This window comes from Candidatus Acidiferrales bacterium, from assembly GCA_035934015.1.
Classification (GTDB): Bacteria; Acidobacteriota; Terriglobia; order Acidiferrales; family UBA7541; genus DAHUXN01.
In genome coordinates, this window is record DASYYH010000011.1 from 369,664 (window position 1) to 387,412 (window position 17,749).

At 56.8% G+C, this 17,749-nt stretch carries 14 protein-coding genes and 1 tRNA gene; 2 read left to right on the top strand and 13 right to left on the bottom strand.

Translation table 11 applies throughout. The features are described from left to right. Nucleotides 1-395: 395 nt before the first annotated feature. The 6 genes from VGR81_06700 to VGR81_06725 form a co-directional block, all read right to left on the bottom strand. A complete protein-coding gene (locus VGR81_06700; protein HEV2288626.1) occupies nucleotides 396-539 on the bottom strand; it encodes a hypothetical protein in 144 nt (47 codons plus the stop codon). Nucleotides 540-675: 136 nt separating this feature from the next. Next, entirely contained in the window at nucleotides 676-1,068 is a 393-nt protein-coding gene (locus tag VGR81_06705) for a hypothetical protein (GenBank protein ID HEV2288627.1), read from the bottom strand. Between the two features lie 9 nt (nucleotides 1,069-1,077). Further along, nucleotides 1,078-1,953 carry a hypothetical protein gene (locus VGR81_06710; GenBank protein HEV2288628.1) on the bottom strand — a complete coding sequence of 292 codons (876 nt, stop codon included), beginning with the start codon at nucleotides 1,951-1,953 and terminating at the stop codon, nucleotides 1,078-1,080. 294 nt (nucleotides 1,954-2,247) lie between these two features. Further along, nucleotides 2,248-3,627, bottom strand: coding sequence for an RHS repeat-associated core domain-containing protein (locus tag VGR81_06715; protein HEV2288629.1), 1,380 nt, complete (start codon nucleotides 3,625-3,627; stop codon nucleotides 2,248-2,250). A 103-nt stretch (nucleotides 3,628-3,730) separates the two neighbouring features. Further along, nucleotides 3,731-4,546 (bottom strand): tetratricopeptide repeat protein, encoded by an 816-nt coding sequence (locus VGR81_06720; protein ID HEV2288630.1) that lies wholly within the window; start codon nucleotides 4,544-4,546, stop codon nucleotides 3,731-3,733. 69 nt (nucleotides 4,547-4,615) lie between these two features. Next, nucleotides 4,616-5,926, bottom strand: coding sequence for an RHS repeat-associated core domain-containing protein (locus tag VGR81_06725; protein ID HEV2288631.1), 1,311 nt, complete (start codon nucleotides 5,924-5,926; stop codon nucleotides 4,616-4,618). Between the two features lie 319 nt (nucleotides 5,927-6,245). Here VGR81_06725 and VGR81_06730 point away from each other — a divergent pair, with 319 nt between their 5' ends. After that, nucleotides 6,246-7,484 carry a hypothetical protein gene (locus VGR81_06730; GenBank protein ID HEV2288632.1) on the top strand — a complete coding sequence of 413 codons (1,239 nt, stop codon included), beginning with the start codon at nucleotides 6,246-6,248 and terminating at the stop codon, nucleotides 7,482-7,484. A gap of 30 nt (nucleotides 7,485-7,514) precedes the next feature. Here VGR81_06730 and VGR81_06735 read toward each other — a convergent pair whose 3' ends face one another. The 7 genes from VGR81_06735 to VGR81_06765 form a co-directional block, all read right to left on the bottom strand. Next, on the bottom strand, nucleotides 7,515-9,437 hold the full coding sequence (locus tag VGR81_06735) for a heavy metal translocating P-type ATPase (protein HEV2288633.1): 1,923 nt from the start codon (nucleotides 9,435-9,437) through the stop codon (nucleotides 7,515-7,517). 27 nt (nucleotides 9,438-9,464) lie between these two features. Then, nucleotides 9,465-10,352 carry a universal stress protein gene (locus VGR81_06740; GenBank protein ID HEV2288634.1) on the bottom strand — a complete coding sequence of 296 codons (888 nt, stop codon included), beginning with the start codon at nucleotides 10,350-10,352 and terminating at the stop codon, nucleotides 9,465-9,467. A gap of 137 nt (nucleotides 10,353-10,489) precedes the next feature. After that, nucleotides 10,490-10,566 (bottom strand) — tRNA-Pro (locus VGR81_06745). A gap of 99 nt (nucleotides 10,567-10,665) precedes the next feature. Further along, complete coding sequence (gene ogt / locus VGR81_06750) at nucleotides 10,666-11,268, bottom strand: methylated-DNA--[protein]-cysteine S-methyltransferase (protein ID HEV2288635.1); 603 nt, start codon at nucleotides 11,266-11,268, stop codon at nucleotides 10,666-10,668. Between the two features lie 15 nt (nucleotides 11,269-11,283). Next, a complete protein-coding gene (gene nth, locus VGR81_06755; GenBank protein HEV2288636.1) occupies nucleotides 11,284-12,009 on the bottom strand; it encodes an endonuclease III in 726 nt (241 codons plus the stop codon). Between the two features lie 70 nt (nucleotides 12,010-12,079). Continuing rightward, on the bottom strand, nucleotides 12,080-13,525 hold the full coding sequence (locus VGR81_06760; GenBank protein ID HEV2288637.1) for a sialidase family protein: 1,446 nt from the start codon (nucleotides 13,523-13,525) through the stop codon (nucleotides 12,080-12,082). A gap of 46 nt (nucleotides 13,526-13,571) precedes the next feature. Beyond that, nucleotides 13,572-16,247: a putative Ig domain-containing protein gene (locus tag VGR81_06765; protein HEV2288638.1), complete on the bottom strand. Its 2,676-nt coding sequence runs from the start codon at nucleotides 16,245-16,247 to the stop codon at nucleotides 13,572-13,574. Between the two features lie 322 nt (nucleotides 16,248-16,569). Here VGR81_06765 and VGR81_06770 point away from each other — a divergent pair, with 322 nt between their 5' ends. Further along, nucleotides 16,570-17,736, top strand: coding sequence for an MFS transporter (locus tag VGR81_06770; protein HEV2288639.1), 1,167 nt, complete (start codon nucleotides 16,570-16,572; stop codon nucleotides 17,734-17,736). Nucleotides 17,737-17,749 lie beyond the last annotated feature (13 nt).

Genomic DNA, 17,749 nt, shown 5'->3' on the forward strand with positions numbered 1-17,749 from the left:
GCATTCGCGAGGCGCGATGCGGCGGCGAAGTGTGCGAAAAGGCCCATAAAATGGGCCTCGCAGCGATGCCGGTGAAAATCATGCGATGATTTCAATGTGCGCGGAATCGGCAAAATGCAAAGAGACAATTCTCCAAAAAATGAGGAAATTGGGATTGCACAATTTTGGTGCAATTTGTCACTCGGACTGAGGGTGTGGTCAAACCTGCGATATGACAGGCCGCGGGAATCGAAGCCATACCATTGCAAGAAGGACGACCTTCGGCTCTTCCGTCGTCAGGGTAAACGGGTGAAGGGCCGAAAAGGAAGGAATCGGAAACGACTCCCGCGTCGTACCCTTCGACTGCGCCCGCCGCCCGCCTAGGCGGGCACGCTCAGGATAAACTCGGGTGTAATTCACGCACCCGACGAAGTGGTCAGTTCGTTTTCCGCATTGTACGTGAAGGTTATGCCGCCGGTGCCCGGAATCGTATCGAGATTCCCCGCCGCATCGTACGTGTAGCCGCTGATTTGATTCGCCGTGGTCACGCTGATGCTCAAATTATCCGGCTGCCCGCAGGACGAATAGCCCGATACTTTCGCAATCGTCAGCAGATTTGCCCAGGCATCGTAGCCATACTGCTCGCTCCAGCAATTGGTCCCGCTGGTATTGGACTCGTCGAGAATTTCTGTTCCTCTACGTTAACGAACGGTCGTTGCCGCTCTTGGCGTCGCTCTTGGCTTGCCGCTTCTCGATCCACGCGCCGCGAAACCACGTGACAATGACGAGCACCAGTAGGATGATCCAAAGCGGATTGTGTTCGTTTAGAAGTCCGTGATCCAGCGCTAACCCCAACCCCGCAAAGGCGCAAGCCCCAAGTACAACGTCCGCCCGCCTCGGGCCGGTACTCCCGTGGATGAAGAAAATCATCCCCAGCACGACGCCATTCATGGCACCACCCCACGTGTCCGCCAAGGGATTGCCCCACACGCCCGACCCAAGATAAAAAGCGTCCGCGAAACAGATGCCTGACAGCATTAAAATGATCCAACCGGGAAGACGAAATCTCATTTGATCGCCAGTCGCCATTCGATGGTCCTACCTATCCTCCAATGCCTTCACCAGCTCTATGGCGGCCACATGGAGCTCCAGGGAAAGTTTGAAACCTTCATACTCTTGCGCCACAGGAAAGAAGAGACCTCCAACTTCGCCAACCTTGAAGAGGTACTGAAATGGGTGCGCCTTGGCGTCGGCGGCGACGGTACCTGGGAAGCGAGCCAGTGTTCCTCTGGTATCCATATGGCTGAAGTCCGTTCCGCCGAGCGTGCGGGTGGCTTCGGCCGAGGTCAACGTGCGCGAAGAGTTGATCGCTTGCGTTGTATACTGGTCGCCCTTCATGGTGAATGCTGTTCCCACGGTCTGGGATTGGCCGCTAATCAGGTTTCCCGCCGAGTTGAACTTATATGTCTGCGTTGTCGCGGTCGTCGTCATGGTGATCGAGCCGTCCTTGTTCGTCGTTACATTCGCGTCAGTGCTGCGCAGCGTGACGGTCGTGACGCCATTCTTGTCGGTCTCCACCGAAAGATTCTGGGCGTTTTGGGTCGAAGATTTGCCCGTGCCTGTGCCGGTTTTTTGTCCTTCGCCTGTGGTGGCGGCAGGGCTCGGTGCAGCGGGCGTACAATTTTGGAGCGAACCTGGCAGCGCCTGCCCGCACGAAGGAGGACCATCATGCCCGTCGAGATCGGCGAAGGTCTCGGGGTTATCGCTGACCATGGCGTACAGGTTCAGCGTCTGCGGATTCGTCAGATTCGCATACGGCACCGCCTCGGGAACGGCACGGCCTATCTCCCAGGCTCCCCTTGCCGGGGACCTGGGAGCCCTTTTTGCCGCCGAAATGAACCGCCCAATCGTCGAATCGTTGTAGCGCGCCCCAAAGTTGTCCAGCCCCGTCTCCGCGTCGCGTTCCTTCCCCATGAACTTGAACGCCGGATCAAGCTGTCATCTTCCATTGGGCGCTAATGGATTAGCCCGGCGTTCTGGAGCTGCCGTCGGGCATTCCATCCGCTTGGCGGGCGACTACGAGTGCTCCACCACGGCATCCCTTGCGCAATCCATTTCTCCCGGAGTGCTGCATGCGACGTATCTGCATCGTCGTAGCCAAATTCGGTCCCACAGCAGGGACAAATTTCGTAAGTGGGACATCCGTGCTCATCGTATGGTGGGCCATTCAATCCGGTAAATCCGCACACCGGACACTCGGTCGAAGCCCTACTGCGCATTGAAGTAAGCCAGTCCATTAGTTGGCTTGAAGAACGTTCGAATGGCTCCGCTCTTACTTATGACTCCAAATTCGTTTGTGGCAGGATTATACCTGAGGATGTCGCCGTTCGGCCTGACCTTCTCGAGGACGCCTTCTAGCTTAGGTCCACTCAGGAAGTCTTTTGCGAGCGCTTCGTACTCGCCTTCGCTTTTAGCTCCAAATTCAGCGCCGTGTTTCTCAAAGTGCGCGGCGAGGCTTGAATCGTCGGCGAAGCCCGCTTCAGCTGCCTCACCTGCAGTGCCAACGCTCTCCCCCACGGTTTCAGCGGTGGCTTCTGCCACATCGCCCGCCACTTCCTCAGGTCCTGCGGCACCATCAGTCGCAGCCATAATCATAACTTGGACGACAACTTCGGTTTTGTGGTGTGTCAACCAGTTCCAAGTGCGCTTCCAGAAACCGGGCTTCTTCTGCTCCTTCGCTTTTTGTTGGTCAGATTGTACGTTCGCATTTGCGCCTGCAGCCTGTTGCGAATTAGAAAGCTGCTGCCCGTCGCCTGTGTTCGACGGCGCAGGAGGCCCGTCACCTTCCCGAGCCGCCTCGGTTTGCGTACTTCCTGCGCAAAAATCGACCCAGCACAACCCCTCAGTTCCCGACAAATGCCCATCGAGATCCGCAAACGTTTCCGGGTTGTCGCTGACCATGGCGTAGAGGTTCAGCGTCTGAGGATTGGTCAGGTTCGCATACGGCACCGCTTCGGGAACACTCGACCAGTCCGCCGAAATGAACCGCCCAATCGTCGAATCGTTGTAGCGCGCACCAAAATTGTCCAACCCCGTCTCTTCGTCGCGTTCCTTCCCCATGAATTTGAACGCCGGATCGTAGCTGTCCTTGAACTGATGCGCTCGCCCAAACGGATAGTAGTCCGAGTCAAATCCCTGACTCACTGTTCCCGAAGAGGATACTTCCTCCAGCTTGCTCGTCGATCCCAGATGATCGTCAAAGAACCCCAGCACCGTCGATGTAGGCGTGTACACCGAAATGCGCGCGCCATCGAAAAAGATATAATCCCGCAGCATCCCGCCCGTCAGATTGGTTTCTTCCAAAGGAGCGCTGTTCAGGCCATACCAATACAGCGTGCCGCTGGATTTTTCGACGCGGTTGCCGTCGCCATCGTAGGTGTATGTCACCCCCGCCGCCGATTTGATTTCACTCTCGGCGTTATAGCCGTAGGTGTTGGTCCCGTCGGTCAGCATGTTGCCCGCCGCGTCGTATGCCGCGCCGGTGAACGAAAGCTGATCCTTCGTTGTGGCAGAGACGCTCAGATTTTGTTCGGCCAAGCGAAAGATACTGAGCAAAACCGCACCCTTAAACATTGAAGGGTGCGCCACCCACTTCGCAAAATCCCGTTGAACGTATCGCGTAGCCTGCGCGACCCGCCTGGTACAAAAACTCCGGGGCGCTCACCCGGGGCAGGTCGTGATCTTTCCCGCTCTAGCCTTGATTGGCTAACTTGCTGTACTTCGCGGCTTCGTCGTACTGCCCGAGAGCATGGCAGGTAGCCGCGAGCCATTCATAGATGTTTCTGCGAGACGGATCCCTCTCCTCTTTCAAGGATAGGCAAGTTTCAAACTCCTGTCTTGCCCATCCGTGCGACTCCTGCTCGAAGTAAATGATTCCCAACCTATAGTGTGTTCTCAGTTCCAATGCACCAGACACACCCAGATCGAGAGCTTCCCTAAACCGTCGTTTTGCCTCGTCCAACTGGCCAAGATCGAGATAACAGAGCCCAAGGGAATAAGAAACCCAGTCCCATGCCGGCTCATAGGAAGCGGCCGCTTCGAGAATTGGACGTGCCTCGGCTGAACGATTCAATTGCACTAACAAGATTCCACGGAGGCTTTGAAGGTTCTCGTAGGTGTCCTTTGCCTCTAGCTCTTGCAACGTGTCTGCACAATGCGATAGAAGCCCCTCGACACGTCTGAGTGCCTCTTCGCCACGGAGTTGGTCAAACAACAAGCGCGATTCGTGAAAGCCAAGAAACACATAGGTTGGACTGCACTCAGGAACGAGCGGATAAGCTTGCTTCAACGCCCCCCAAGCCTCCTCGAAACGTCCCATCAATCTGAGACAGACGACCTCGTTTGCAAGCAAGGTAGCTTTTTCGTTGGGGTCCGACGCGAAATGTGTCAGCTTGCGTATCTCGTCGAGAGCTTCGGCGACGTGACCTGAATCTCTCATTGCAACGGCAAGGTTGTAACGATCCCAATTGACTTCACCGCTTGGAACTGTTCCTTGATTCTCAGGCATATCTTTTCTTTCTATTATTCTGCTTTGCGGACTCTGAGCAAGAATACTCTCCGAAGACCGGCCTGTGCCCTAGGACATGCATGGCGGTGCACCCGGTCCACTGTTACACGGCGGCCTCACCATGACCGGAACCACCAATCTTCCGGCAAAATTGGCAACGGCAGTGGCGAATCGTGCGATGAATAACGTAATCCTCTCGAACCTTGTAAGCTCTTCGACGGGTTTCTCACCAAGTATCTTTGGGGCCGGTCGATTGATTTTCCGAAGTTCCGGTTTCGTTTCTTCTTGAGGTCGGAACGTTTTCTGTTTTGCGGCGTTCCCTGCGGGATTTGCCGCAGGTGGAAGCCTTCCCGGAATGTTTGTACTCGAGGAGGGCTGATTCTGCTGTCCGTTCGACTGTTGCTGGCCAGGCTGCTGTTGATTCTGAACCTGGCCTGCATCTTGGTTCTGATTCGGGTTCTGCTGTTGGGCCGCATTTGCGTCTGCCGCGTCCTGCGCGGCAGTCGCGCTTGGAGATTGCGGCTGGCTGTCGCCGCTCGTGTTCGAAGCAGGGTCGTTCCCGCCTGTGGTGGCGGCAGGGCTCGGCGCGGTTTTCGTGCAATCCTCGTTCGAACCGGGCAGCGTCTGCCCGCACGAAACATGTCCGTCGAGATCGGCGAAAGTCTCCGGGTTGTCTCTGACCATGGCGTAGAGGTTCAACGTCTGCGGATTCGTCAGATTCGCGTATGGCACCGCCTCGGGAACGCTTGACCAGTCCGCCGAAAGCCATCTTCCTAGCCGCGATGTGTAATACCGCGCTCCAAAGTCGTCGTTGCCCGTCTCCGTGTCGCGTTCTTTGCCTTCGAATTTGTAGTTCTGCGTGCAGGTGTTGGTGATGTCGCGCTCCCCGCCAAACGGATAAAAATCCGCATCGTAACAAACCGACGTCTGCCCCGCCTGGACCGATCTCCCAGGCTCCCCTTGCCGGGGACCTGGGAGCCCTTTCTGCCGCCCAGGCTCGACTCGCCGTCGACCTGGGAGGCCCCGTTGAGTACGCGAACTCCGCAGCATGTCCTCTTCGTAGTAGTAGATTGTGCCGCTCGTGACGTTGCGCATGGCCACGCGCTTGCCGCCGAAGAAGACATATTCGTTGGTGATCGTCCCGCTGCTGTTCGACTCGTCGAGGATTTCCGTTCCCGCGCCGCCTGGACTGAGCGAAGCCGAAGTGTACCAATAAATCGTGCCGCTGGCCTTCTCGACGCGGTTGCCGTCGCCGTTCCTTCGGCTGCGCCCGCCACGGCGGGCAAGCTCAGGATAAACTCCGGTGTACGTCACGCTCGCCGCCGATTTGATTTCGCTTTCGGCGTTGTAGGCGTAGGTGTTGGTCCCGTCGGTCAGCATGTTGCCCACCGCATAATAAGCGAAAAGCCCCACGCTCCCAAACCGAGCATGGGGCACACAGAAAATCTAAACATTAAAGTCTGCGCCACCCGACCAAGGCGCAAAATTTTGCGGCCGCGACATTGAAATCATTTGAACGATGATTGGGAAAACGGTTATGGGGACGAGCCGAAACGTATATACTGCGCTTTCTCGGAATGGCAAAAAGCGAATTCCGGATAAATACGTCTTCGTCCGGACCTCTGCGTGCCGTAGAACAAGCAACAGCGGGTATTCGTCTTCAAGCTCTTGTCCACTCAGCATTGACGAGGTTTATTGCATGGAAACGGGACGGCGACTTCCCCCGATCTGGTTAATGGGCCTGTCGAATGCTCTATTTGGGCTCACGGGCGGATTCTGTGCTGTCATCATTCCTGATCTCTTTGCCGCCCATGGAATTCCTGCCGGCCACATTGCCAGCGTCACCGCGCTCATCCTCTCACCAAGCTTCTGGGCATTCACTATCGCTCCAATGCTCGACGTACGGCTCAGCAGGCGAACGTATGCCTTGATTTTCGGTACCATCACGGCTTTTACCGTCGGAATCACTGTTGCTTACTCTAACCGTTCCGGCCTTGTGGAAGCGGTCATGCTCCCCGGCTTTCTTGCTGCGAGCCTGTACTCGGGCGCGGTTGGCGGTTGGATGGGAAGCCTAATCAGCAAAAAGCAGGATGGTGAACTCGGCATCTGGTTTTCGGTAACAACAATCGGCGCAGGCGGTCTGATGATAGCCCTTTCCGGAGAAGTGCTGCAACGGTTCAACGCAACCCTGTCCGCAATTTTGATAGGGGGAACGATCCTGCTTCCGATGGCATCTTTCCTTGCGATTCCATCGCCACCGGCCGATCGCCGACTGGCAAGCGAGAGCTTCGGCCGCTTCTGCCGCGAAGTTGCTTCTCTGCTGCGCCGGCGGGAGGTGCAGACTGCACTTCTTCTCTTCCTGCTTCCGGCAGCTTCGTTCGCGCTTACCAATATTCTGGGAGGAATGGGAAGAGACTTCTCGGCCAACGAACGAACCGTGAGCCTTTTTGCCGGAATCGGCTCGACAATCGCCGGCATCACCGGCAGCTTTCTTCTGTTTCCCCTCGTTCGCCGCATGGCACTTCGCCCGATTTACCTGAGCATCGGTATCGTGGGCGCGCTTTTCACGCTCAGCCTGATTGCTCTACCGCACACGCCCGGAAGTTTCGCAATCGCGATCACTGGCGAGAACCTCTTTCAGGCGCTGGCATTTTCGGCCAGCAATGCGATCACCTTCGAGGTGATCGGCCCAAACAATCCATTTGCCGCGACGCTTTTTAGCCTTCTGTTGTCGGCAATCAACCTGCCCATCATCTATATGCAATTTCTTGATGGGCGCGGATACGATCGCGGCGGTCTGACGGGCAGCTACGTCACGGACGCGAGTCTCAGCATCAGTGCCTGCCTATTGCTCGCCTGGCTTTTATCACGCTGGCGCAGGAACCAGAAGCCTGCCGGGTCTGTTTCTTTCGCGCCGGTTCCTGATGATGCCGATTGAATTGATCGGGAGTGCGCGGAGAGAGCCCGTTCAGAAATCCGCGAGCGCCTTAAATGGCAGAGCGACGCGCACAGCATTCAAGACGGCGAGCAGGTCGATGACCTCCTGCACGATGGCTCCTTCGACAGGAGGAAGGTAGCCAAGCGAAGCAGCGAGCATGCCGAGCACACTGAGAGCCATGCCGCCGACCGCGCTCTGAAGCGCGATATGCCGCATCCGGCGGCCGATGTGCATCAATTCATCCACTTTGGCAAGCGAGGTTTCCATCACGACGGCGTCGGCGGCTTCCGCGGTAATGTCGCTGCTCAAGCCAAATGCCACGCCCACAGTTGCCGCCTGCATCGCTGGGGCATCGTTGATTCCATCGCCGACAAAAAGAGTTTTCTGGCGCCGAGCTTCCTGGCGAACGATTTCGACCTTTTCTTCGGGACTTTTCGCGGAATGGACGTCCCTGATTCCGACAAGGTCCGCCAAATAGCGAACCTCGGAATCGCGATCGCCGGAGACGAGCATGACATTATTGATGGCGTGACGCGGTTTCAAATGAGCCAAGAAAAGGCGGCTCTCCTGGCGCGGCGCGTCGTGGAAGTGAAATGCGGCAGCGAAGTTGCCGTCGAGAAATACCAAACATTCCAGGCCGGGTACAACGGGAGGGAGACTTACGTTCTGTCGCGCGAGTTTGCTTCGACCTGTTATCAGGATTTCCCGGCCGTTGACGGTGCCGCGGAGACCTTCGCCGGGACGCTCGCTGATTTCCGAGGCTGGTTCAGGGGACAGCCCTTCGGCCCGAGCGGCTTCGAGAATGGCCGCAGCGAGCGGATGCTTCGAATAAACCTCCAAACTGGCGACGAGCTGAAGGACATCCTTACGCAGATAGCCTGGAACGCAGGTGATTTCCCAAAGCGCCGGCCGGCCATAGGTGAGCGTTCCAGTCTTGTCGAAAATCAACGTCCGGCAGCGATCGATTTCCTCGAGAACACCGGGATTTTTTATGATGATGCCGCGACGCGCGGAGAGTGAAATGGCGCCGATAACGGCAACAGGAATGGCGATCAGCAACGGGCAAGGCGTGGCGACAACCAGCACGGCGAGAAAACGATGAGACTCGTGCGTCAGCGCCCATGCAGCAATCGCGAGAAGGAGAGCAATGGGGGTGTACCACGCGCCGAGCTTATCGCCGAGGCGACGGAGCCGCGGGCGCCTCTGCTCGGTCTCCTGCATGACGCGCATGATGGTTGCGTAGCGCGAATCGACCGCGAGCTTTTCGGCGCGAATGGTCAAAGCCGACTGGCCATTGACCGCGCCGGAAATCACCAGAGAGCCGGGTATCTTCGAAATTTCGAACGGTTCACCGGTCAGGTAAGCTTCGTCCATACTTCCGTGACCCGCGATAACGACTCCGTCCACGGGACAGATTTCGTGGGGGAAAATGATCAAGAGATCGCCTATGGCGACATTTTCGAGGGCCACATCGGAGATGCTCGAACCGGATTTGCGGTGAGCCACTGAAGGTATCCGCTTCGCCAAGGAATCGAGGACCGAGGATGCGCGGCGCGAAGCGAATTGTTCAAGAGCCGTGCCTCCCGAGAGCATCAGGACAACAATGACTCCCACGAGGTATTCACCCAACAGCACAGAAGTGACGATGGAAATCCCCGCGAGCAAATCGGAGCCGAATTCGCGGTGCAGAGCTTTCATCGTCAAGGTGAGGACGAGGGGGATTCCACCGAAAAACAAGACGACAAAAAGAGGAGAAAGATAGGCTGCGGGCGCCGTTTCCAAGACGTAACGCAGAAACAAGTGAAGGAGGATACCAGCAATTGTCAGAGCGGAAATCGCAGACGCGCTTTGCCAGCGAGCAAACAGCCGCAGCCCTGCTTCGCCGAAATGCGAGCTACTTTCGCCGCTCTTCTTTAGCGCAGGCTTTCGCTCGACGTTTGGTGCCGAAGCCACGATCTGGCGTTAGTCCTTGCGGCGCCACTATCTGATGACTTCGACGGAGCAATGAGCGTGGAGCGCCACGGATTCGGAAACGCTGCCCATAAGGACGCGGTCGATACCGTGCCAACCATGAGAACCGAGAACAATCAAGTCCGCGCCCCATTCCTTGGCCACATTGAGGATGACAACGCGAGGATCGCCCTCTGGCGCCGCATCGCTATCGTCAATTTTCATTCCCGCAGCTTTCAATACATCGCGGGCTTCGGCGACGGCAGTGCGCGCGCGGCTGCGCGCTTCATTCCATACTTCGACGAGCAGGCTCTCGGGATAAGCCGGAGAAGAGGACCAGGCTGCCATTTCCGTGCCCAGGGCGAGCAATTCAACCGAACTGACGAGCTTGACTTGACTGCCCGCAGGCCAGGGACGACTCGCAACAGACTTGACAGCTGCCAGAGAGTACTCAGAACCATCTGACGCAAGAAGGATTTTCATCGGATTGCCCGAAGAGCGAGGCTTCTTAGGATCGCAGCGGACGATTTCAACGGAACAATGGGCGACGCGAAGCATGGCTTGCGCAACACTGCCGAGGAGGAAGCGCGCTATCGCGCCCTGACCATGCGAGCCGGCCATGATCAAGTCGGCTCCCCATTCCTTGGCATAATGCGCAACGGCTTTTCTCGGAAACCCGACGAGGACTTCGGTGCTGATTTCACGCCCGGGGCGGGACAGCCTTTCGACAGCGTGCGTGACCAAGGATTGCCCTATGAGCTTGTCTTCTTCAATCAGCGCCGGGAAGGCCGCCATGCCGGTGACATCCACGACGTGAACAACACAGAACTCTGTGGCGGGAGGCCAAGGGCGCACTGCCGCCTCACAAATCACGTCTTGCGAAGCGCGCGAAGTATCGATCGCCAGCAGGATTTTCATTTTCGCACCTCTCATCGCATCAAAGCGAAGCGTGATGCCTGGCCCCGGGACCCGAATTTTAGCAGAAGTTTGGCAGGAGGACACGCAAGTCAACAGTGACGGGCGTCACAGGACTATGTGACAGGCGTTCAGAGGAGTGGTCGGGGCGTGGAGATTTGAACTCCAGACCTTCTGCGCCCAAGGCAGACGCGCTACCAGGCTGCGCTACGCCCCGACGTGAAGCGCGTAATAATTATACTTCACTTGTGGCTGCGGATGCTGTCCCAACCGGATTCACCGCCGGATGCATACGGTGGATATTTCGGCATTGGTGTCATCCACTTCTCAATCTGATGGATGGCGAAGAGATTGGTGGAGCTTCATAGAGAAACTGTTGCTGCGAGGACACGGCGGCGCACTTTTCGTGTTCGAGAAGCCAGCGCTTGCGCTCGAGGCCGCCGCCATAGCCGGTGAGAGAACCATTCGCGCCGATGACGCGATGGCAGGGCACGACAATCGGAATGGGATTCGAACCGTTGGCGAGGCCGACGGCGCGAACCGCGGCGGGACGGCCAATCTGACGAGCCAACTGCGAATAAGAAACCGTCGTGCCACAGGGGATTTTTCGCAGCGCTTGCCACACCCTGCATTGAAAAGGCGTCCCGGCCATTTGAACGGGGATGGAATCGATCGCGGCCAGGTCTCCCGCAAAATAACGACGGATGGCGGCCGATAAGCCGCCGGGATCGCGGGCCGCCTCGAGCTGAAAATCATTTTTGCCATAGTGGAGCTGCAAAAAGCGGAGGGTGCGCGGTTCGTGTTCGGTCCAATCGATGGCGCGCAGATTTCCGGCGTGGTCGGCGACGATGAGCATCTGGCCGATGGGCGTTTCGAAGCGATCAATCAGCAAACGCAAAATTTCACCCGCGAGCGTCAAATTGCGGCGCGGAAATCAAACCGTTTTGTCCCTGGAATAGCAAAGGCGCTCAAGATTGCATTCGAGGCAGCGCGGCTTGCGCGCCTGACAAACGCGGCGGCCATGCCAGATGAGCTGATGGGAAAAAAGAATCCAGCGATCCTGGGGAATGACTTTCATCAGGTCCTGCTCGATCTTTTTGGGATCGGCATTCTTTGTCAGATCAAGACGCTCGGAAAGGCGCTGGACGTGCGTATCGACGACGACGCCGGAGGCGATGCCGAAGGCCGTACCGAGAACGACGTTTGCGGTCTTGCGCGCGACGCCGGGAAGGGTAAGCAATTCGTCCATGGTTTGCGGGACTTTGCCGTCGAATTCCCCGACGATTTTTTTGCTGGCGCCGATGATGGATTTCGTTTTGTTGCGGAAAAACCCCGTGGAGCGAATGTCATTTTCGAGCTCGGCGGGATTCGCATAGGCAAAATCCTTGGGCGCGGGATATTTCGGGAAGAGAGTCTTTGTGACGATATTCACGCGCTCGTCCGTGCACTGCGCGGAAAGGATTGTGGCGACCAACAAATGAAACGCGCTGTCGTGATGCAATTCGCATGTCGCTGCCGGATAAGCCTGATCAAGCTTTTCGAGAATCGCGCGGACGCGCTTCGGATTCGCGCCACGAGCGGAGGATGACGCGGCACGAGATTTAGGAGCGGCTGAGGCCTTTTTCCGTTTCGCTTTCGGTTTTGCGCTTTTCCTTGCCATGGGATTCGCTTGAGAAATATAGCACAACCACAAAAACGGCTGAGATGCGAACGGCTGGCTTTCACCGACCTTAGTTATTCGCTTCGCCGAAATCGGCGGTTCCTACGCGAACGATGGTGCGATGAGTTTCAGCGCTTGCCGACGATTTTGGAATGCCTCCGGCAGCGACACTCTTCTTGGGCGCTTCCTCGGCCCAAATACCATAGACGCGCCCGCCGAAGGCGGCGATTCCCGTGTAGTCGCCGATAAAATTATCGCGAGCTTCGAATAGCTTATCGGTCCAAGCGTAATTCTGGAAAGTCTGGCCGCCATCGGCGGAACGCGCGAGGACGACGGCGGTTTTTCGGTTTTCCGTGTCGTCGCGACGGTCGTAAAAAATGACGTAAGCGTCGCTCGTTATGGGATCGACGGCCAGCCACTGGAAAAAATGATCGGAGCCGTCGTGAAGCGGATCAGAATTGACGCGCACGGCAGAGGACCATGAAGCGCCACGGTCATTCGACACCGAGACGAAAACATCCACATCGCCATTGCGGTAATCGCTCCAGGAGACGAACAAGCGGCCACTCTTCGGGTCCACGGCGAGCTGAGGAAAACCATTGGCGCGCGAGACATCATGGACCTTGAAGTAGGACGGAGCGTTGCGGAGGATGATTGCAGAAGGAGCGAAGGTTTTTCCGCCGTCTTTCGAAAACGTGAAAGCAATGTCGTCGCCATCGGCCCAGACGGCATAGAGCGTTCCGTCCGGAGCGACCGCGCCGCTGAACCCTTCGACATCGCCATTGTCGTCGCGCGGCAGGCCTTCCTGAGAACTGATTTCGATTGGCGCGGACCAGGTTTGGCCGTCGTCTGTGGAGCGTGCGAAGAGAATCACGGACTTCGTGAGCGTGAATTGCGTCCACCCAACGTAGAGATTTCCGGCGTAAGCCCCTTTGGTGTCGTCGGCGACGATGTAGGGCTTGTCCTCGAACGGAATACCCGGCTTGGTGGGATGCGCAATCACAGTAGATGGGTTTTTGGCCCAGCTTTTCCCGCCATCGAGGGAGCGGCGGACAAAGATGCCGTTGCGCGTGGCGCCGCGCGCCCAGTAGTCCTGGCTTCCGAGCTTGTCGAAGGCGATGTAGCACAAGAAAGCGTGACCTTTGCCGTCGTATGCGACGGAGACGTCTCCGGAAACACGATAATTTTCGGGTGCAGTTCCAGACGCGCGACTCCAGTCCTGGCCGGCGTCGAGCGAATATTCAATGGTTGCGGGAACTTGAAAAGCGGCCACCAGTTGCTGAGGATCGCGGGGATTCACAGCAATGGAAGGCTCGTTGAAAAATCCGGGCTTGGAGGTCAGATCCGCCAGATGCGAATCGGGAGGCGCTAACAAAGATTGCGCGAAGGAATGGCCCGCCGGAAAGATGAAAAGCGAAAAGGAAGCGAGGAGCAGAAGCCACCCGGTGCGGACTAAATTGCGGATTACTGCACCGCCTCCGCTCAAACGAGTCGATCGTGTTTTCGCATTGAACACTAGCCTGCGTGTTTGAAAGCTCAAAACAAATGCACCGACGGCCAAGCTAATGCCTTAGAAAGAAGACTTGAGGATGGAGGTCCGTGGCTGCGGACGGTATCGCGCGAATATCCGACGGCGAGAGAATATACAAAACGAACTGCGTCGGGACTCCCGTGGTCGAGGTCAGATTCAATATTCCGCGCCCGTTCGAAGCGATCGAGTAGGACCCTGTGAAGCCGATATTGCCGCCGGGGTTCAAGATGTCACCGCCCTCATCGAATTTGCCGATCATACTTGAGACTCCGTCGGACAAGAGCGAGCCGGTGAAATCGAGGCCAGATTTGTCCGTAACCGCTGGCGTGCCAATCAGAGGAGGCCCGAAACTGAAGTAACTGGTGGCCGAAGCAGAATTGAAAGGCCCGGCAGACTGCGATTCGACGACACCGCCAGATGCTTGCGCGTCCTGCCCGATAACGAAGCCTTCGTTGGGCGAAATCAGGTAGAGGACGGCGACCTGGCTGCCAATTCCGGTAAGCATCGCACGGCCATTGGGTGCGACCGAGTATGAGCCGGTTGAATTGGAGTTTAGCGCGACCGTTCCGGCGCTATTGGAATCGGACGCCAAGCTCACGGAAGTTCCGCCGCTAGCCGATAGCAAGCCACCGAGCACACTCGATTTTCCGGCGGAAGTTTGACCCATTTCCGTGACAACCATCGAACCGTTAAGAGAAGTGGCATCGAATGAAGGCTGCGTTTGGAGTATGGCTTCGCCGGTGGTCGTAGGAGTTGAAGGAGCGAGCGCATCCATGCCCGCGAAGAGAACATCCGAGGGACTAACCATGTAAAAAACAAAATTGAGCGTTCCGTTTGGCGTAGTAATCGATGCCGTGCCGCGCCCGTTCTGGCCCACCAAGAACGTACCCGTGACACCTGTTAGATAGGAATTTGCCGTGCCTCCATCGTTCACGTCGGCATTCCCATTCTGAAGAAGGCTCACGCCATCGGCACTGAGCACTCCGGTTTCAACGTATCGGTTTCCGGAGGAATCAGGGCCCGCGAGTTCAAAGACATAATTCCCGCTAAAATTCGATGGCGAGAAGATCAGGTTATCTTGTTTTCGCAAAATGCCTGTGCCGTACATTTGAGAGTTGTCGGACTCGACAAACTGAGCGTCGCCGGCCGCGTTGAGAACAAAACGATATGTCGAACTGACTCCCGCGACATTCAACGTGAAGCTCCCGCGACCGTCGGATCCCACGGTATAGGTGCCGAAGCTAATTGCGTTGTCCTGACTGGGGCCGGGCGTGTTGTCGTTCTGAGTGATTCCAACGTCAATGTTAATATCCTCGAAGCCCTGCACGACATGGCCACCGCCATCAAAGGTGAGCGTCCCGCCAATCATGATGGGAGCGTCACTCGCCGCGCCATCGAAACCATTGAAAGTGAAAACGTAATTGCCGCTGAGAAGCGCATCATTTGTTGGCGAGGCGGCCACGGCTAACGTCAGCGTCTGCGAAGCCTGCTGCGCGGGAGATTCCGAGTCCGTTACCTGCACGGTGAAAGTATTCGTGGAAACAGCCGTTGGAACCCCGGAAATAACCCCACTGGAGGGATCCAAGGAAAGGCCTGAGGGGAGGATGCCGCTGGTGACGACCCAAGTGAAAGGACTGATACCGCCTGTAACATGGATGGGAACGCTATAGTCTATCGCCGTGTTGGCGGAAGAGAGCGTGGTCGTGGTGATTGATAAAGAATTCGGAGCGCCAACGGTGAGCGTCAAAGGTTGCTGAGCAACCTGCGCAGTTCCATTTGGCGGCAGAAGAGAAGAATCCGTAGCTTGCAGGGTAAAGCCAAACGATCCTTGAGTCGTTGGCGTGCCTGAAACCTGCCCGGTTGTAGGCGCCAAGCTGAGTCCGGGAGGCAGAGAACCGGCAATTATGGACCAGGTTACAGGAGGAACGCCGCCGACAGCAGCAAAAGGAAAGTTATAGGGACTGCCCTGCGCAGCATTGGGCATTGAAGTTGTACCGATCGAAAATGGAGGCGCGGCACCAACGGTGATCGTGTACGTCTGCGAGGCGGTGAGCGGAGGCGTGCCCTGGTCGGTGACTGTGACCGTAAAAGTGTAGTTCCCGCCATCAACTGTCGGCCGGCCCGTGAGAAAGCCATTCGTATTCAGGTGGAGACCGGGCGGGAGCGAACCGCTGGATATCGTAAAAATAAGAGGCGAAACTCCCCCATTGGCGATGATTTGCTGGCTGTACGTGGCTCCATTGAGCACGCCCGGCAAAGAGACCGTAGCAATAATGGGAGCCGGATTGACGGTGATATTTATCGTGGTGGTGGCGGAGTTGTTCACGTTGGCCGTAATCGTCAGAACGACAGTCAGCAGCTTGCCCGTGGACTTGGGAGCCACGTAGGTCATGGAGGTGGTTGTTACATTGCTGAGAGTTCCGCAGGCAGCAGCGGAGCAATGCGGACCGGAAAGACTCCAAGTCACTCCGGAATTGGTCTGATCGCCTGGAACGAAGGCGGTAAAAGGGATTGATTGACCCTGGTCAACCGACTGGGGCGCATTGGGGCTCACCGCGATGGAATAAAAGGCCGAGCCACCGCCGCAGCCTGCCAGCAGGCTGCCAGCCATCAGACCGCACAAAGCTAGCCACAACGAGCGCTTCTTCATTTTCTTTCGCTGGCGCGCATCAAGCACGTCATTTTGCTGCGATGGGCAATCCATCATTCGATTTCTAATTCTGCCATCTGGAAGGCCGGAATGGCTTGATGGCGTCATTCCTGGCATAGGGCAGGCGCTGAAGTCTCGCACACACAAAGCAAACAATTTAAATAACAAAACGACGCGATGGTGTCAACGCGCATCTTCCATCTCACGAAAAACAAGACTCTTACAAATCGTTATTGCCGGAGACGACTCGCTCACCGCTCCGAAGATTCGGCATCCGTCCTAGCCGTTGTGGATGCAAGTCCATTCGTTCTCGTTGCCCAAGGAAAACCGAGCGACTCACACAGGCTCCAGCAAAAAATATTTCCTGTAGACTGTATTTGTGAGCCATGAAACCTGGCAGCTATCCTATCTGATTATTTTCCGGTTGATGCGCAGTTTCGCGGCGGGCATCATCATTCTCGTTCTTCCTTACTACGTCCTGGGCTACCTGCACTATTCGGTCTATACACTTGGCGTGCTTTACGCCGCCGCGACTCTGGCCACGGCAGTTTTCGCGCTGCTTTTCGGGTTTCTGACAGACCTCTGGGGGCATAAGAACACCCTTTTGCTCGTGGGCCTCCTTCTTCCAATCGGCGCGATTCTCGCTTTTGCTTCCGGCCGGCTTCCCATTTTATTCATCGCATCTATACTCGGAGGATTTTCGGCAACGGGATCGCGCGCAGCAGGAAGCGTTGGCGGCGCGGCGCAGCCGATTCAAAGCGCCGTGATTGCGGATCTGACGTCCCTTCAGAATCGCACATTTTGGTTTTCGCTGTTCACATTTTTGAGCGGAGTCGTCAGCGCCGCGGGCATGCTCTCGGCGCGCTTGTTCAGTCCGCGCGATGCATTTCTCGCTGCGGCCGTGGTCAGCGGCGCGGGCTTGGTGTTTCTTCTACCAATGAAACTTTCCATGGGTGGAGGCCGCCTGAATTCTCTACAAAGCAGAAAAGTCATTGGCAAATTTTCGCTGACCGCAGCGGTGAACGGCATTTCTCAGGGACTTGTGATGCCGTTTCTGATTCCCTTCTTCGTGATCGTTTATGGCGTGCCGAAATCGCGGATGTCCGTTTACGGATTTGGCAGCGAATTGATAGCCGCAGTCGCAATGCTCATCGCGCCTGCGCTCGAACGCCGATTTGGATTCGTCAAAGGAGTCGCCGTGACACGCGGGGTGGGAGCACTGCTTTTGCTGCTTCTGCCGCTGACGAGAATTTTTGATCTCGCGCTCGTCGTGTACATGCTTACACCGGCGCTGCGCATCGCGGCCATACCGGCGCAACAGACAGCGCTCACGGCGATGGTTCACGAAAACGAGATGGGACGCGCCCTGGCCATGAATCAGGTCGCGCGGCTTACGACATCGGCCGGAGCTGCGGGATTCACTGGATATATGTTCGATTTGTCGGACATCGGATTGCCCTTCTACGCGTATGCGGCCATAACGGCGGTGAGCTTGGTTCTCTATTTTCGATTTTTTGGGGCGAATCCGGAATTGCGGGCGGAATAGCAAGAATTCCTGA

What these genes read in the sequence shown, in the direction of transcription:
- VGR81_06725 (HEV2288631.1), bottom strand. Translation starts at nt 5,926, where the DNA reads ATGCTGACCGACGGGACCAACACCTACGCCTACAACGCCGAAAGCGAA.
- VGR81_06705 (HEV2288627.1), bottom strand. Translation starts at nt 1,068, where the DNA reads ATGGCGACTGGCGATCAAATGAGATTTCGTCTTCCCGGTTGGATCATT.
- nth (HEV2288636.1), bottom strand. Translation starts at nt 12,009, where the DNA reads ATGGCAAGGAAAAGCGCAAAACCGAAAGCGAAACGGAAAAAGGCCTCA.
- VGR81_06730 (HEV2288632.1), top strand. Translation starts at nt 6,246, where the DNA reads ATGGAAACGGGACGGCGACTTCCCCCGATCTGGTTAATGGGCCTGTCG.
- VGR81_06720 (HEV2288630.1), bottom strand. Translation starts at nt 4,546, where the DNA reads ATGCCTGAGAATCAAGGAACAGTTCCAAGCGGTGAAGTCAATTGGGAT.
- VGR81_06740 (HEV2288634.1), bottom strand. Translation starts at nt 10,352, where the DNA reads ATGAAAATCCTGCTGGCGATCGATACTTCGCGCGCTTCGCAAGACGTG.
- VGR81_06710 (HEV2288628.1), bottom strand. Translation starts at nt 1,953, where the DNA reads ATGGGGAAGGAACGCGACGCGGAGACGGGGCTGGACAACTTTGGGGCG.
- VGR81_06765 (HEV2288638.1), bottom strand. Translation starts at nt 16,247, where the DNA reads ATGATGGATTGCCCATCGCAGCAAAATGACGTGCTTGATGCGCGCCAG.